The organism is Pseudomonas sp. KB-10, assembly GCF_018221585.1.
Classification (GTDB): domain Bacteria; phylum Pseudomonadota; class Gammaproteobacteria; order Pseudomonadales; family Pseudomonadaceae; genus Aquipseudomonas; species Aquipseudomonas yangonensis.
Window position 1 is genome coordinate 152,419 of the sequence record NZ_QYYB01000009.1, and the last position, 16,765, is coordinate 169,183.

General features: G+C 62.9%; 12 protein-coding genes. 3 read left to right on the top strand and 9 right to left on the bottom strand.

The window, feature by feature from the left end; all coding sequences use genetic code 11:
- Nucleotides 1-9 precede the first annotated feature (9 nt).
- The 6 genes from DXK50_RS22185 to DXK50_RS22210 form a co-directional block, all read right to left on the bottom strand.
- Nucleotides 10-1,254: a saccharopine dehydrogenase family protein gene (locus DXK50_RS22185; RefSeq protein WP_212631766.1), complete on the bottom strand. Its 1,245-nt coding sequence runs from the start codon at nucleotides 1,252-1,254 to the stop codon at nucleotides 10-12.
- A gap of 134 nt (nucleotides 1,255-1,388) precedes the next feature.
- Nucleotides 1,389-2,486 (bottom strand): carboxynorspermidine decarboxylase, encoded by a 1,098-nt coding sequence (locus DXK50_RS22190; RefSeq protein ID WP_161867494.1) that lies wholly within the window; start codon nucleotides 2,484-2,486, stop codon nucleotides 1,389-1,391.
- A 215-nt stretch (nucleotides 2,487-2,701) separates the two neighbouring features.
- The gene (locus DXK50_RS22195; protein WP_212631767.1) at nucleotides 2,702-5,029 is read right to left on the bottom strand and encodes a DUF6160 family protein; all 2,328 of its coding nucleotides are present in this window, start codon (nucleotides 5,027-5,029) and stop codon (nucleotides 2,702-2,704) included.
- Between the two features lie 11 nt (nucleotides 5,030-5,040).
- Nucleotides 5,041-5,631 carry a DUF6160 family protein gene (locus tag DXK50_RS22200; RefSeq protein ID WP_212631768.1) on the bottom strand — a complete coding sequence of 197 codons (591 nt, stop codon included), beginning with the start codon at nucleotides 5,629-5,631 and terminating at the stop codon, nucleotides 5,041-5,043.
- Nucleotides 5,618-6,679, bottom strand: coding sequence for a hypothetical protein (locus DXK50_RS22205; protein WP_249186969.1), 1,062 nt, complete (start codon nucleotides 6,677-6,679; stop codon nucleotides 5,618-5,620). The genes DXK50_RS22200 and DXK50_RS22205 overlap by 14 nt, the downstream gene beginning before the upstream one ends.
- 2 nt (nucleotides 6,680-6,681) lie before the next feature.
- Nucleotides 6,682-7,692 (bottom strand): DUF6160 family protein, encoded by a 1,011-nt coding sequence (locus DXK50_RS22210; RefSeq protein WP_212631769.1) that lies wholly within the window; start codon nucleotides 7,690-7,692, stop codon nucleotides 6,682-6,684.
- 297 nt (nucleotides 7,693-7,989) lie between these two features.
- Here DXK50_RS22210 and mksB point away from each other — a divergent pair, with 297 nt between their 5' ends.
- The 3 genes from mksB (at nucleotide 7,990) to mksF (ending at nucleotide 12,836) form a co-directional block, all read left to right on the top strand.
- Entirely contained in the window at nucleotides 7,990-9,231 is a 1,242-nt protein-coding gene (gene mksB, locus DXK50_RS22215) for an Mks condensin complex protein MksB (RefSeq protein ID WP_115290849.1), read from the top strand.
- Nucleotides 9,232-9,315: 84 nt separating this feature from the next.
- Nucleotides 9,316-10,008: an Mks condensin complex protein MksE gene (gene mksE, locus DXK50_RS22220; RefSeq protein ID WP_011921066.1), complete on the top strand. Its 693-nt coding sequence runs from the start codon at nucleotides 9,316-9,318 to the stop codon at nucleotides 10,006-10,008.
- Nucleotides 10,005-12,836 (top strand): Mks condensin complex protein MksF, encoded by a 2,832-nt coding sequence (gene mksF / locus DXK50_RS22225; RefSeq protein ID WP_212631770.1) that lies wholly within the window; start codon nucleotides 10,005-10,007, stop codon nucleotides 12,834-12,836. Before mksE ends, mksF begins: the two co-directional genes overlap by 4 nt.
- A gap of 141 nt (nucleotides 12,837-12,977) precedes the next feature.
- Here the strand turns inward: mksF and DXK50_RS22230 are convergent, their stop codons facing one another.
- From DXK50_RS22230 to DXK50_RS22240, 3 genes are read right to left on the bottom strand one after another with little or no spacing between them, the layout of a single operon-like run.
- Nucleotides 12,978-15,281, bottom strand: coding sequence for a PqiB family protein (locus DXK50_RS22230; protein ID WP_212631771.1), 2,304 nt, complete (start codon nucleotides 15,279-15,281; stop codon nucleotides 12,978-12,980).
- A complete protein-coding gene (locus DXK50_RS22235; RefSeq protein ID WP_161867488.1) occupies nucleotides 15,274-15,891 on the bottom strand; it encodes a paraquat-inducible protein A in 618 nt (205 codons plus the stop codon). The genes DXK50_RS22230 and DXK50_RS22235 overlap by 8 nt, the downstream gene beginning before the upstream one ends.
- A complete protein-coding gene (locus DXK50_RS22240; RefSeq protein WP_212631772.1) occupies nucleotides 15,878-16,537 on the bottom strand; it encodes a paraquat-inducible protein A in 660 nt (219 codons plus the stop codon). Before DXK50_RS22240 ends, DXK50_RS22235 begins: the two co-directional genes overlap by 14 nt.
- Nucleotides 16,538-16,765: the final 228 nt, after the last annotated feature.

Below are 16,765 nucleotides of genomic sequence, written 5' to 3' on the forward strand. Positions count from 1 at the left end.
CGGGCACTATCAGGCTGGCTGATCCCAAGGGCGGTCGCCGTGCTCATCCTTGATGCGCGTCGGCAGGCCCATCGCGTCCAGCAGCTTGAGGAAGGGCTCGGCCGGCAGCTCCTCGACGTTGACCATACGCGTGGCATCCCACTCGCCACGCGCGACCAGCAGCGCGGCGGCGACCGGCGGTACGCCGGCGGTGTAGGAGATACCCTGGCTGTCGGTCTCGGCGAAGGCTTCTTCGTGGTCGGCCACGTTGTAGATGAACAGCTCGCGCGGCTGGCCGTCCTTGGTGCCCTTGACCAGGTCGCCGATGCAGGTCTTGCCGGTATAGCCCGGCGCCAGCGAGGATGGATCCGGCAGCACGGCCTTGACCACCTTGAGCGGCACCACTTCGAGGCCTTCGGCAGTCTTGACCGGTTGCTCGGAGAGCAGGCCGAGGTTCTTCAGCACGGTGAACACGTTGATATAGTGGTCGCCGAAGCTCATCCAGAAGCGGACGTTCGGTACGTCGAGGTGCTTGGACAGCGAGTGCACCTCGTCATGGCCGGTCAGGTACAGGTTCTGCACGCCAACCACCGGCAGATCGTCGGTGCGTTTGACTTCGAACATGCTGTTGCTGGTCCACTGGCTGTTCTGCCAGCTGTAGACCGTGCCGGTGAATTCGCGGAAATTGATTTCCGGGTCGAAATTGGTGGCGAAGTACTTGCCGTGCGAACCGGCGTTGACGTCGAGGATGTCGATCGACTCGATCTTGTCGAAGTACTGTTGTTGCGCCAGAGCGGCATAGGAGTTGACCACGCCCGGGTCGAAGCCGACGCCGAGAATGGCGGTCACGCCCTTTTCCTGGCATTCGGCCAGGTGCTTCCACTCGTAGTTGCCGTACCACGGCGGGGTTTCACAGATCTTGCTCGGGTCTTCGTGGATCGCGGTGTCCAGATAAGCCACACCGGTATCGATACAGGCGCGCAGCACGGACATGTTGAGGAAGGCGGAGCCCACATTGATGACGATCTGCGACTCGGTTTCACGGATCAGCGCCTTGGTCGCTTCCACGTCCAGGGCGTTCAGTGCATAGGCCTTGATCTCGCCGGGCTGCTTCAGGCTGCCCTTGGCCTGTACGCTGTCGATGATGGCCTGGCATTTGGAGATGTTGCGCGACGCAATCGCAATACGACCGAGTTCGTCGTTGTGTTGCGCGCACTTATGGGCCACCACCTTGGCAACACCTCCTGCACCAATGATCAGGACATTCTTCTTCAATTGTTCCACCTCCTGGATACCGCGTTTTTAGACAATGGTTGCGTTGGAAACTGTAGGGTGGATGACGCTTTTCTCATCCACCAGCGCTTGGCAAATGGTGGAGGGATGAACGCCGTCCACCTTACATGAGCCTGTCAGCTGAGGCTGGACAGGTAGTCGTCGAACTCGAACTGGCGAACCACCTCGACACTGCCGTCGAGCTGCTTGACCACGATGGACGGCATTTTCAGGCCATTGAACCAGTTCTTCTTGACCATGGTGTAACCAGCTGCGTCGATGAACGACAGGCGATCACCGATCTTGAGCGGCTTGTCGAACTGGTACTCGCCGAAGATATCCCCGGCCAGGCAGCTCTTGCCGCAGACCATGTAGGTGTGCTCGCCGTCATTCGGCGCCATCTTGGCGTTGAGGCGGTAGATCAAGAGATCCAGCATGTGCGCTTCGATGGAGCTGTCGACCACCGCCAGGTTCTTGCCGTTGTACAGGGTGTCGAGCACGGTCACTTCCAGCGAGGCGCTGAGGGTGATCGCCGCTTCGCCCGGCTCCAGATACACCTGCACGCCGTATTTTTCCGAGAAGGCTTTCAGGCGCGCGCAGAAGGCATCGATCGGATAGCCCTCGCCGGTGAAGTGGATGCCGCCGCCGAGGCTGACCCACTCGACCTGGGCGATCAGGTGGCCGAAGCGCTCCTCGATGGTCGTCAGCATCTTGTCGAACAGCTCGAAGCTGCCGTTCTCGCAGTTGTTGTGGAACATGAAGCCGGAAATCTGCCCCATGACCTGCTCGATCTTGGCCGGGTCCCATTCACCCAGGCGGCTGAACGGACGCGCCGGGTCGGCCAACAGGTAGTCGGAGCTGCTCACCTGCGGGTTGACGCGCAGGCCGCGGATGGTGCCCTGGGTACGCTCGGCGAAGCGTTCGAGCTGGCCGATGGAGTTGAAGATGATCTTGTCGCAGTTGGCGACCATCTCTTCGATCTCGTCGTCGGCCCAGGCCACGCTGTAGGCGTGGGTTTCGCCCGCGAACTTCTGCCGGCCCAGTTTCAGCTCATACAGCGAAGACGACGTGGTGCCGTCCATGTATTGCTGCATCAGGTCGAACACCGACCAGGTGGCAAAGCATTTCAGCGCCAGCAGCGCCTTGGCACCGGAGTTCTCGCGCACGTAGGCGATCTTCTCCAGGTTGACCAGAAGCTTCTGTTTGTCGATGAGGTAGTACGGCGTCTGGATCATCTCGTCGCCCCAGCAAGGTCGGCCAATGGAGGGTTTTCAGCCCCCCGGAAAAAAGTGGACGCGAATTGTGCCGATAACCGGCGCATATCGAAAGGGCATTGGAGATTTTTTGTACAACCGGTGATGACCGGAGATTGGCCCGCCTGCACGCAGACCTTAAGACAGGGCGGTTACAGCGGTATGACCGAGGCAGCTGCGCCCTTCCCCGAGGTACCTCAGTTGATCGGCGTGGCGGTCAGGTTGGCGCGGATATCGGCATTCTGCAGCTTCATGCCGTACATGGAGGTAACCGCCCCGCCCGTGGGGTGCACGTTCTGGATGCGGTCGATGTTGATTTCCTTGAAGTGCACCCGGCCGTTCACGGCGAACCCGAGCGGGTCGGGCGAGACTGGCGGGCAACCGCTGGCGCCCTTGTCGCAGACCCTGGTCGGCGCCACGTCCAGGTTGAGATCGACGCGCACGCCGTAAGTGTTGGCATTAGCATCGCTCGGGTTGCCATCGGAGGTATGGAAGTTGTCGACCACCAGCTGCGCACCGGTGCCGTTGACACCACCGACACGGTCCGTCTCGATGATCAGTTGGTTGCGCTTCTCGCTGGTCGATACGCTGCTGGCCGGGTTGCCCGAGGTATCGCGCACGAAGACGTTCTTCAGCCCTGCCGTCAGCCCTTCGTTGCCACGATCCTCCCAGCGCCCGCCACTGGCCGTGCAGGCCGATGCGCTGGCGCCACTGCCTCCGACGCACAACGCCCCTGCACCACCGGAGCTGAGACTGAGCGTGGAGCCCTGCTCGTAGCGACGCAGCACGATACGGCCCAGGCTCTGCCCTGTGCTGCGATCGCCCCAACGCACATCGTGCACATCCAGGGTCGACCAGTAGGTGCCCTTGCTCAGCTGCACGCCATTTTGCGTCACGTCCAGCGAGCCATCGCGAAAGCGCATGTCATAGCGGGTGCCGGCCAGCCACAGACCCTTGCCGGTTTCGTCGACCGTGATCGCGGCATTGGCATCGGTGACGACGAAGTCGGCGTTGTAGCGCACGCCATCGCCACTGGCGCCACCGGGGCGCAGGGTCAGTTGGCCATTGAGGGTGAAATCGTAGGCCGGGAAGATTTCCAGCAACACCAGCAACTCGGTACCGCCCTGCAGTGGTGCATCGGCGCGGCCGACGCGCAGGCCGTCGAAGCTGTAGCTGCCCTTGACGTTGTTCAGGCCCAGGCGCAGGCCATCGAAATGACCGTCGTAGCCGCCACTACCGGGCTGGGTGTTGGCGCTGCCGGCGTAACAGCCGGCGCTGATACCACCTGCGCAGCTCTTGGTCAGATCGACCGTCAGTTGGCCGCTACCGTGGGTGCGCAGGCCGCTGAACCACATGCTGTTGCCATTATCGGTGAGCGACAGCGAACTGCTGACCATGTTCCATGACAGGTCTGCAGTGATGCCCTTGAGTCCGGAATTGGGATCGCCGCCCGGACGCAGCTTGAACCAGTTCTGCCGGGAACCCTGGTCCTGGAAGTTGAGGTCCAGCGCCAGGCTGCCGATCTTCTGATTGTTGGGGTTGCCGATGATCAGCCCGCCGAGGCTGGCGTTGAGCTTGAGATCCTGAAAGGCCAGCTGGGCGTAGCGCCCATTGCCATCCTCGCCCAGATCGAGAGTGATGCCGTTCTGGCTGCTGAGCACGCCGGCGAAGTTCTCGGCGCGCAGCACGCCATCATCCTTGTACTGGAACAGGCTGTTGGCGATGGTGATCTGCGGGATCAAGCGCAGCCCCTCGCCACTGGCACCGCCACCGGCGATGCGGATGCTGCCGCCGAGACGCAGATCCATGTCCAGCTGACCGAAACTGCGCGCGTGATCGGGATGCCGTGTATCCGGCGCGCCGGGCGTTACTGCGACACCGGGTACCGGATCGCCGTGAGCCAGGTCCAGCCCGATACCGCCGACATGCGCGACGAAACGCGTATCGCCGAGGTCGAGACGCACCGCCGAACCATCGCCGCCGCTGACGATATCCAGATAAGCATTGTTCAGGTAGGCATCGAAAGAGGCGTTGCGCACGATCAGGTCGAAGCCGTTGTCGCGGTAATAGAAGGTCACCGCATCCAGGCTCAGGCGGCTACCGTCGACGCTGAAACCGGCCACGCCGCTGGCACCGCCCCCGCTGAGTTTGAGGCTGGCGCCGAGGGTATAGAAGGCACGGAACGCACCGAAGCTCTTGTCACTGCCGGCGAAACCTATGTTGTTCACTGCCAGCTCATTCGGACGGCCCTGATGCTCCACATGCAGGCGGTCATCGATAACGTCGATCTTCGTGGTAGACACACTGCCGGCCTGCTGCGGCCGGTTGGAAATACCCTCGACGCGCAGGCTCCGGCCGTCCTCGCGGTATTCGAGGCTTTCGGCCGACCAGCCACCACCGGCGGTTTCGATGCTGATACCACCGCGGCCACTGACGCTGGCCAGACCATCATCGTCCAACGCCTGCATGGCCCACACCGGTGAACTGCCAAGTGCGAGCGCCGCAAGCCATCCGTAACGCTGCATGATCCGCCCCCTCAGTTCGTGGGAAACACCAGCACGCTGCCCTGCATGCGGATGGCGCCATCGATCCTGGCCGAGAAGATATTGGTCTGCTGATAGCTCGGATCACCACCATTGGCGGCGCTTAGCGCCTTGTTCTTCCAGCCGCCCTGGCTGGCCACCCCGAAGGCGAAATTGCCGTCCTTGAAGCGAATCTCATTGGGCAGCCCCAGTGCCAGCACCTCGCGTTCACCTGTGGCGCTGGTGAGCGTGCGGGTATCCAGGGTCAGGCCTTCGAAACTGAAGATGCCCTTGAGATTGTCCAGCACGTACCAGCCGGAGTTGGCGCCGGAGCGCACGGCAACACGCATGCCGCAGCTTTCCGGACTGGCCGCACCGGCCAGGGCGCAGCTACGCTGGTTGGCTGTCCACTGCGCCGGATCGTTGGTGGTGGGCGTGTCCCAGAGCACACCACCGTCCTTGTTGATGCTGAACTCGCCGGACAGATAGACCCCGCCCTGCCCGCTCATCTCGCTGAGAGCGCTGTCTTCCAGCGCCTGCATTTCCGCCAGGGCCAGCACCGGCAACAGCGATAGCAGAACTCCAGCCGTTCTAGCGCAGGTCATAGCTGCTCACCTTCAGGTAGTTGAAGCTCAGTCCGGAAATCTCGTTGCGACCGAAGTTGTAGCCGCCGGTGGGAATGGCGGTCGGGCTGCTCCGGGTGCCGCCGACCGTTAGGTTCTCGAATACCAGATTGGTACGCGGCGCGTTGGCATAGAAATCACTGGCCAGGGCCTGGCGCTGCGCCGCCGTGGTGCCGCCCGCAGTTGGATTCTGCAGTTCCAGGACGAACTGACCGTCGGCGCTGGAGCGCAGGCGCAGCGGCTGCGACTTGCCATAGCCCAGGGCGATATTGGCGTAGCCGTTGGTGATGTAGAGGGTGCGCGCGCCGCGCTGGGCGGCGGTCTCGCCCGCGGTATTGCAGTTGGCCTGGGCGCAGGACATCACTTCCAGGGTCTTGGCGAAGATGTTGATGCGCGCCTCGCCGACCAGCTCGCCGTTGCCGTTCTGCCCGGGGTCGCCCCACAGGCGCAGGTAGGAGCCGTCCATCACCAGCTGGTGGAAGTCCAGCGCCAGCATCTCGGTACGCCCGGCTGCCACCTGGAAATCGAAGCGCACGCCCAGGTCGGCGCGCCCGCTGGCGGAGGTCGAGCAATTGGAGCCTGCCGCCGCATAACCATCGATGCAGGGATTGCCACCAGCGACCAGCCGCTCGGGAAACTTGAACGACAGTACGGTGATGTTGTTCGGGGTGGTCTGTACCCACTGCCCGTCGTCGCGCAGGCTGCGCAGCTCCTCGCCCTTGGCCAGCTCCAACTCGAAGGGATGATCGAGGCTGCCGATGGTCACCGGACTCAGGTTGCTGCCCTTGTTGCTGCCGGCAGCGCCGAGGTAGAGGTTTTTCACCGAGATCGGCACGTTGCGCCCCTGGCCGTCGGTTATGTCGTTGATCACGATCTGCGCGCCGGAGCCATCGAGCATTACCTGATCGAGCACGAAACCCAGGCCTGCCCCCTGCACATCGGACAGCTCGGCATCGCTCAGGGGCTCCATGGCCTGAGCGGAGACGCCAAGCGCTGCGAATATCATCAGCGAAAGACTACGACTGATCATGCTCAGCACCCCGAGATGGCGCTACCCAGGCAGGTATCCTGACGCGGAATACCGTTGAGCGCCTGATCGAAATCGAACTTGATACCCGCCACCAGGTTGCCATTGGCATCGCGGTACTTGGGGATATTGAGAAAAGCACCCGCGACGGTATTGATCAGCGCAGAGGTATCCATATCGCGCCACTGCACGTCTTTGACTTGCAGCGAGATGAAAACACCCTTGGCGGCTTGATCCATACCGGGGGCACTTACGTTACCGATGTTCAGCGATTGGAACTGACTGAGGTTGAAGCAGGTTGCAATGCCGATGATTTGACAACCCTGCGAGGGGAAAGCGGTGAGCAGTCCGCCGAGCAGGTTGCAGTTGGCCACACACTGTACGACCGAGCCGTTTTTCAGCCCGGCCTGACTGGCGCGCACCGAATCAGGCGTCCCATTGCTGACCAGCTCTGCCTCGGAGCGGATGGTGGAGTTCTCGTTCACCGTCGCGCCGAGCAGCAGACGCTGAAAGAAATTAGCTTCGTCGAGCAGCGGCTTGGCCTTACCTTCCAGGTCCACTGCGATCTTGCCAGTCAGATGGGAGATGTCACCAGACAACACGCCCTTGGCTTGGCCGAAGCCGATGCGCACGCCTACGACCTGATTGCCCTCATAAGCCAGCTCCAGATAAGGGTCGACAATCTGAAACGGGTTGATGCTGTCGTTGGCACCGACCGTACCCAGGGCGAAGTTGTTAATCAGAATGTCCGAGGGGCGAGTCTCACCCGCCCGTGCGTAGCTACCCAGCTCCAGCTTCTTGATATTGAGCTGGGTGTCGACCTTGAGTCCAAAGTTGACCCGGGTGTAATTGATCTGTCCGGCCGTGTCGGTGGTCAGGTTGATGAAAGCCTGCCCGGTGATACCCGACAGTTCCCCGTCCTCCAGTTCGACCATCCTGGCCTGGACCGGGCCGCTCAAGGCCGCGGCGCATACCAATGCCAGAGCATGTTTGGCGAAGCGGAAGGACTGGCGCATGGCGAAACCCCTGTTCTTATAGTGACGTCGAGCACTCCGGCTCGAATCCTTATGGCCACTATAGGGAGATCAGCGCCAGAGCGACCCGACCCATAGTCGAGAAAGTGCCACTACAACGCCGCCAGCACGCTCATCGAAGCGAGACGGGTGTTACCAGCCGCTACAACTGCGTAACACCGCTCCTCGTCTTGCCACCTCGCCTATCGACTTACCTGCCTCTGATCGACTGGGACTCAAAACAGGCGTCCAGCTTGCAGTACAATCTCCCCTTTTAACCTGCCTGGACCCGGCGCCTCGATGATCGATCCCAAGCGCGTATTGCGCGCCCTCGCCGAACACTGGACGTTGCTCGAACCGCTCTGCGAGCGTTTCGACGCCGGCACCCTGAGCCTGGTGGAGCTGCGCAGCCAGCTTGCCACGCAGTTGCCCGACGCCACGCCCAGCGACACCACCGCCCTGCTCGACACCTGGATCCGCCTGGACATCCTGGTGCCGGTGGCCAAAAGCCCCAACCGTTTCGAGCTCAACGCGCAGATCCACGACTTCCTGGCCTACCTGCGCCGCGAGCACCGCCTCGGCCTGTGCCTGGAGATCGAAGCCTACCTGCGCCATCTGGAGCGTCTGGCCGGCTATATCCAGGACGCCTTCGAGGTGCGCGACGCCAACGACCTGGCGCGCCAGCTGCGCCTGCTCGATATGCGCGTGCGCGACGTACTCAAGAAGCTGGCCAACGACGAACAGGCGCTGGTCGGCGTGGCCGACCGGGCCAAGACCAGCGATCGGCAGATCCCCCTGCGCCAGCGCTACGCCGAGGTGCTGGCCACCTGGGACGAATATGTCGAGCCGATGATCCAGCTGGTCGCTGCCGACGGCGCCTTCGAGCAGGGCGTGCGCCGGGTCGAACAGGTGCTGCTGCGCCTGCTCGGCGACCAGCAGCGCCTCGGCCAACTGGTCGACGACGACCTGCTGCTGCGCACCCACGCGCGCATCCTGGAGATGCAAACCACCGCCCAGTTGACCCTGCGCAAGGCCCGCGAGCTGCTGCTACCGCTGCGCGAGGAAGCCCGCCGGCACAACGCCGTGACCCGTGGCGCGGCGCTGGCGCTGTCGGTAATCCGCAAGAAGGGCATCGACGCCGTGCCGCAGGCAGCCATGCCGCTGTTCACCCGGCCGCAGAGCAACTTCCTCGGCTCAGCCAGCCAGGTCGAGGCCTACGTCTACGCTCTGGCGCGCTTCGAAGCCAAGCCGGCGCATTTCCCCAAGGCCAGCGGCAGCCGCAAGGGGGGCGCGCCCAAGGCGCCGAAGACCGCGCGGGAAATGATCGAGCGCTGCGAGCAGGCCCTGCCGCTGCCGGATTTGATGACCTGGCTGCTGGAACAGGAGCCCGAAGGCGCCACCGACGAGCTGCTCTACTGGTTCTCGCGCCTGTCGCGCGAGTCGCGCTTCCAGCGTGAACGCCTGGAGCGCCGCCAGTACCTGACCCGCGACCATGAGGTCAGCCTCGCCTCCTTTGCCCTGGTAGGCCAGCCCAATGGCTGAGCTGCCCGTAGGGTGCGCTGTGCGCACCGCAACCGACGACCTGGTGCGCACAGCGCACCCTACGACTGCCCGTGAGCATTGCGTATGAACATCGATCTGAAAGAAATGACCCAGCTCGCGGCCGCCTTCCGCGATCTGTTCAAGGGCTACCACATCTCCCGTAGCGAGCCGGAGTGCTACGCCCAGCTGTCCAGCATGCAGGACCAGTACCGCGCGCTGTTCCGCGCCCTCGGCTTCGAGCTGGTGTGCGACCCGCGCGGTTTCTACTACTTCGTCCCCGAGCAGGTCGCCCCGCAGGTGAACAAGACCGCCCAGCGCCTGGCGCTGTTCACCTTCATCCTGGTCGAGCATCTGGCCGACCAGGGCCGCGACCCGCTCTCCGTGCTCGACGGCGGCAGCATCGGCCGTGACGAGCTGCCGGCGCTGCTGGAGAAGTACCGCGACCTGTTCCTTCAGGCCGAGGTGACCACCTTCGAGGAGCTGGAGGACAAGATCATTCGCCGCCTGGTGCAGCTCGGCTTCGCCGAGGACAGCAACGGCGTGTACCGCTTCCTGCCGCCGATGCACCGTTTCCTCGACGTCTGCCTGTCGGTACAGCATGACCGCGACCTGGCCGCCAGCCTGCACAGCAGCGACCTGCCGCTGCCGGCGCCGGTGCTGCTGGATGATGACGGCGACGCCGACGCGACCGCTGTCATCGATATCGAAGAATCCGAGGAAGACGCCCTGGCCCGCGCCATGGCTGAAGAACGCGCCGCACAGGAGATGGACGCATGAGCCAGGAACGCTACGGCATCCGCCGCTTCGCCCTGCTGAACACCGCCGGCTACAGCCTCGGCCTGTTCCCGCTGGAAAACCCGCTGTCGGTTTACGGCGCCAACAACCTGGGCAAGTCCGCCTCGATCAACGCCCTGCAGTTCCCGATCCTGGCGCGCATGTCGGACATGAGCTTCGGCAAGTACAGCCTGGAAGCCTCGCGCAAGTTCTACTTCGCCAGCGACACCAGCTACATCCTCGTCGAAGTTGCCCTGCCCCATGGCCCGCACGTGATCGGCGTGGCCGGTCGTGGCCCGGGTGGCGGCTTCGGCCACCAGTTCTTCGCCTACGCTGGCGAGCTGGACCTGGAGCACTACCAGCAGAACGGCACCTGCCTGCGCCAGCGCGAACTGTTCAAGAACCTCGGCCAGGCCGGCATCACTGCCTACGAACTAAAACCCGACGAACTGCGACGCCTGCTGGTCGGCGGTCACACCAGCATCCCGCTGGACCTGACCCTGATCCCGCTGCGTTCGACCAGCGAACAGAGCCTGAAGACCTTCCGCGCGCTATTCATCAACCTGTTGCACATGCGCGAGATCACCGCGGCCAAGCTCAAGCAGCTGTTCCTCGATGCCTTCGAACACAGCCTGCGTTCGGGCAGCGTCGACTATATCGCCGCCACCGAGGAAGCCTTCCGTGATGTGCGCCGTATGGAGCAGGACTACCAGGCGCTGGTCACCGCCGGCCCGCTGATCGAAGCGCTGGCCTCTGGCGTGACTCAACGCGAAGTGCTGCGCGGCAAGCTGCATCGCCTCTCGCCGCTGCTCGACAACCTGCTGGGCACCTGGCACGACTACGCCGACGCGCGCAAGGAAGAGCTGGTGATCCAGGCCGAGCACTACCGCAGCGAGCAGGACGGCCTGCAGAACGAGCAGCGCGGCGGCACGGCTGAACTGATGCGCCTGGAGCGCGAGATCAGCGAAATCCAGCGCTGGCTGGGCGAGCTTTCCGTGCTGAAGAACCGCTTCGCCCTGGTGGAAAATCCCAAGGTGCTGGAAGAGCAATTGCTCGCCGCCAAGGACGCCCACGACGAGCTGGCCGGCGCCCTGGCGCAGTCGCGCCAGTTCTCCAGTGAAGACCTGGACGAGCGCCTGCGCGACCTGGAAAAACGCCTCAAGTCGGTCAAGCAGCAGCTCGACCACGCCGACAACAACAGCTACTCGCGCCTGCGCGAGGAGTTCAGCCAGCAGGACGTCGACCGTCTGATGCGCCTGTTCAACGGCCAGTTGTTCAGCCTGCCGTTGGGCGAGAAAGGCATCCAGGCCGACGGCGACGACTGGGTCAAGGCGGTCGAAGCGGTACTGGATCGCTTCAAGGGCGATACTTTCGCCGTGCCGGGCCTGTCCATCGACCTCAGCCATATCGAACCACCGGCGCTGCAGGCACTGGCAGACCGCGCCGCCCTGCGCGATCAGAAGGATCGCCTGGAGCGCGAGCTCAAGCAGCTCAAGACCCAGCAGTCGGTCGCCGCCGACCGCGCCGCCAGCAAGGCCCAGGCCGAGACGCTGTACCAGGCCGTGCTGGATGCGCAGAAGGCCCTGGAAGACTTCCGCAAGAGCCAGACCCTGGCTGCCGAGGAGCCGCAGAAGCTGGAGCGCCTGGCCGAGCTGGAAGGCGCCCAGGACGAACTCAAGCGCGCCAGCGATGCCTTCGCCGAGCGCGTGCAGCAACTCTCCGCCAAGCTGCAACTGGTCGGCCGTCAACTGGCCGATCTGGAAGCCAAGGAGCGCACCCTGGAAGACGCCCTGCGTCGTCGCCAACTGCTGCCAGCTGACCTGCCCTTCGGCACGCCGTTCATGGATCCGGTGGACGACTCGCTGGACAACCTGTTGCCACTGCTCAACGACTACCAGGACACCTGGCAGGCGCTGCAGCGTATCGACGGCCAGATCGAGGCGTTGTACGCCCAGGTACGCCTGAAAGGCGTGGCCAAGTTCGACAGCGAGGACGACGTCGAGCGCCGCCTGCAACTCTTGGTCAACGCCTACGCCCACCGCCAGGACGAAGCCCTCACCCTGGCCAAGGCGCGCCGTGCAGCAGTCACCGACATTGCCCGCACCCTGCGCAATATCCGCAGCGACTACGACAACCTTGAGCATCAGCTGGCCCTGTTCAACCGCGAGATCAACAAGCGCCAGGTCTCCAACCTGCAAAGCTTCCGCATCGTCCTGGCGCCGAACAAGGAAGCCCTGCGCCATATCGACCAGATCATCCACAGCGCCGGCCAGTACGAGGAAGGCGAAACCCTGTCGGTGTTCGACCTGTCGCAGTCGGCCGAGCAGGACGCCAAGAACGAAGAGGCCAAGGACTACCTGTCACGCCTGGTGGCGGCCAATGGCAACCAGCTGGGCCTGAAGGACCTGTTCGAGCTGGCCTTCGAGATCACCAAGGTGCACGGCCAGCCGGTGATTCACACCGATATCGATGGTGCGGCCTCCAACGGCACCACCATGACCATCAAGGCGCTGACCAACATGTACCTGTTGCTGCACCTGATGGACCGCGAGCAGGCCGGGCGCGTGCGCCTGCCCTACTACCTCGACGAGGCGGCGGACATCGACGAACGCAACCAGCAGGCGCTGATCGAAACCAGCCTGCAGCTCGGTTTCGTGCCCATCCTGGCTTCGGTCAAGCCGCAGGTCTCGGCCCACGTGGCCATCGACCTGGAAGGCGGCAGTGGCCCCAATGGCATCTATATCGACGAGGCGGACTGGAAGTTCATCAAGCCACGCGAGAATGCCAAGGCGCAAGCGCCTCAACAGGAGGAAGCCACCGAGCCGGCCTGACCGCATCGCGGCTGAAGTCGCTCCTACGACTCACGCACACGTAGGAGCGGCTGGGCGGCATTCCGCTTCAGCCGCGAGCTTTTATAGCCGCAAGAATGAAAGGGGCCGCTCACTGCGGCCCCTTTTGTTTTCATGATCGTCTTACTTCTCCAGTACGATCTTCGGCGCCCACTGCATCCAGGCTTCCTGCGGCTCTTCGAACAGCGCAAAGGTCTGCCCCGGCTGGGCTGGGCCGCCCATCTCCGGATTGTTCGGCGTGGCGAAGGCGATGCCGCCTTCGAGCAATGCCTCCAGTGACTCGGTGCGCACCTTCACGCCCTTGAACAGCCCGGCATCCACGCCGATGCCGCTGGCATTCCAGAAACGGCTACCCGAACGCACCAGCGGCGCATAGCGCGGTTCGATCAGCACATGGACAAGCACCCGATCCGAGGTTGGCCCCAGTTCGAAATCCACCACCTTGCCCACCGGTACCTCACGATAGCTGACGATCACGCCCGGTTTGATCGAACCGCGTCGCGGCGCGCTCAGCACCAGTCGTAAGCCTTCCTCGCGCACCGCCTGATTCGGCGCACTGGCCAGGGCGACGAACTCGGTACGGCGCGTGCCTTTGTGCGCCGACAGCTGCACCTCCAGATACTGACCGCTGACCAGCGTGCCGAGATTCGCGGCACGGGTCAGGCTCAACTCCGGCTTCACTACCCAGAACTGCGTCCCCTCACGGGCGATCTGCTCGGCCGCCTGGGTGATGCGCACATTCAGGATCACCGCCTGCAGGTCATCGGTCAGGCTCAGGTTCTCCACCTTGCCGACCTCCAGGCCCTTGTAGCGCACCAGAGTACCGGGCTGCAGGCCATCGCCGTCAGCAACGCGGATGCTGATCTGCTGCCCCAGCTGCAAGGCGCTTTCGCGGTCCGCATGCAGGGCGAAGCGCTGCACCTGGCGGTTCGACCTGACGGCCTGTAGATCCGGCGTCTCGAAGGCGATTCCGCCAGCCAATAAGGTCTGCAGTGACTCGCTCTTGACCTCGACACCGGACAATCCCCCCTTGAGGGTGATGCCGCTGGCATTCCAGAACCGCGTAGAGGTATTCACCAGATGCACGTAGTCCGGCTCGATATGCACCCCCAGTACGACCTGGCTGTTGTCGCGGCCAAGCTGGTAACTCTGTACCGAGCCCACCTTGATCTGGCGATAGAGCACCGGGCTGCCAACTTCGATGGATCCCAGCTGTTCGGTAAACAGCACCAGATGCAGGCCGGGCGCCCCGAGGTCCAAGGGCGGAGCCTTGCTGCGTGCGACGAAGTTGCGCGCTGGCGGCTTGCCTTTCTCGCCCGGACGCACAGCGATGTAGTTCCCCTTGACCAAGGCTTCGAGGCCGGTGATACCGGCCAGGGAAATAGACGGCTTGACCACCCAGAACTCCGACCCTTCGACCAGATACTCCTCGGCCAGCGGATTGATGGTCAGTTCAGCGGTGGCGCTGTTGAGGTCACGGTCCACCTTCATGGTTTTCAGCGAACCGACCTGGATACCCTTGTACATCACTGGCGTGCGGCCTTCTTGCAGGCCCTCGAAATCGGTCAGCGTTACCACGACCTTGATGCCTGCCTGGGCCTCGTCGTAGTCCTCGTACAGGCGGAACGGCAGCGCAGGGTCAGTGGGCGGGCTGTCCTTGCGGTGCTCAGGGGTCGCGAAGGCAATGCCACCGGCAACGATGCTGGCCAACGACTCGCTGCGCAGCTTGAAGCCGGAGAAGTCGGCGTCGACACTGATACCGCTGGCATTCCAGAAACGCGTATGTTTGCGCACCAGGTTGGCGTAGGCGGGCTCGATGAACACCTTCACCTCGACAGTGCTCTGGTCCTCTCCCAAGGTGTAGCTCTTCACCCGTCCAACCTGGATCTGTCGATAGAACACCGGGCTATCGCGGTTGAGCGAACCAAGCCGCTCTGCTTTCAGCGTGAGATGCAGGCCAGGCACGTCATCGCCCATCGGTGGCTCATGAGCCAACGCGGTAAAACTCTTGCTCGGCTCCCCATCGCCCGGGCTGAAGGTGATGTAGTTGCCTGAGACCAGCGTCTCCAGACCACTGATCCCTGCAAGACTGACATTGGGCTTGACCAGCCAGAAACGTGTACCGCTGCGCAGGTACTGCTCGAGCTCCTGGTTCACCTCCAGCCTGGCTACGACGCCTCGGTTCTTCTCGCTATCGTCGAGGCTGATGGCGGTAACCTTGCCCACCGCCATGCCCTTGTACATCAGCTCGGTCTTGCCGGCCTGGATGCCCTCGCCGCTGGCGAAGATCAGCTCGACCTGAATGCCGGCGTCACTGTACGCGCGCCAGGCCAGCCAACCGCCGATCAGCAGGGCAATCAGAGGCAGAACCCAAATGGCCGACCAGTTAGAAGCGGGACGCGTCTTGGCCAGGGGAAGGTCAGTCATGATCGGTTTCCGTGTTGTCCCAGATAAGGCGAGGGTCGAAAGTCAGCGCCGCCAGCATGGTCAGGATCACCACACTGGCAAAGGCCGCGGCGCCCGCTCCAGCCTCGATACTGGCCAGGCTGCCGAAATTCACCAGCGCCACCAGAATCGCGATGACGAAGATGTCGAGCATCGACCAGCGGCCGATCCACTCGATGAAGCGATACATGAGAATACGCTGGCGAGCGGACATCGGCTGATGCCGCTGCACCGAATACAGCAATAGAGCGATACCCACCAGCTTGAACGTGGGCACCAGAATACTGGCGATGAACACCACCGCCGCAATCGGCAGCATACCGAGGTGAACGAGCTCCACTACACCGCCCATGATGGTCGCTGGCGCCCCCTTGCCCAAACTGTTGACCGTCATGATCGGCAGCAGGTTGGCCGGGATATAGAGAATCGCCGACGTCAGCAACAAGGCCCAGGTACGCACAAGGCTATTGGGGCGACGTGCATGTATTTGGCCGCCACAGCGACTGCAGTACTGATGCCTGACTCCCTCTTCGACCGGGTTGAGCTGGTGGCACTCATGGCAGACCAGCAGCCCTGCATCAATCGCCCGCATGGATGTCCTCCCCGGACAGCGCTTCCCAGATCTGATGCGGCGACATGGTCACCTCTAGCCACACCTGCACCAGAAGCAATGCGATGAAGCAGAACAACCCCAGGCCCAGGCTCAGATCGGCCAGGTCCATCAACTTCACCATGGCTACCAGAATGCCCATCAGATAGACCTCGAGCATCCCCCACTCACGCATATGGTGATAGATCCGGTAGAACAACAGGCCGTAGCTTCGCCCGAAATCGAGACGGATGCTTAACAGGACCAGCAACTGACAAAGCAGCTTGAGCAGCGGCACGGCCATACTGCAAAGGAATACCACCACGGCGATACCCTGCATGCCGCTCTCATAAAGGCCCAGCACGCCACTCCAGACGGTGTCCTGCGAGGTTTGGCCCAACAGATTGAGCTGCATGATCGGCAGGAAGTTAGCCGGGATATAGAGCAGCAGAGCCGTCAGCACCAGAGCCAGACTGCGCCGTACCACATGATGGCGGTGGCTGAACAACTCATAACCACAACGCGGACACTCGGCACTTTCGCCATCCTGCAGCGTCGGTTTGCGCATCAATAGATCGCACTCATGACAGGCGACCAATTGCTCAATCGGCAAGACAGACAAGGAAGATTCGGGCGGCGAGTCAGACATGAAAGTCCCCAGCAGAATTCGCGCATTCTACCCGAGCAGAACCAAACGCCGACATATCGTAGGTTGCGTCCTGCGTACGGCTGTTCCCGCCTCATTGGCAGTGCACGCAGCGCAGCCGGCCCTGCCCGTAAACTTTTCTGCCGCGCAAAGAAGAAACCCCAGACCGCGCTTGCGATCTGGGGTTTCGTATAGGAGCTTGACGATGACCTACTCTCACATGGTGAAGCA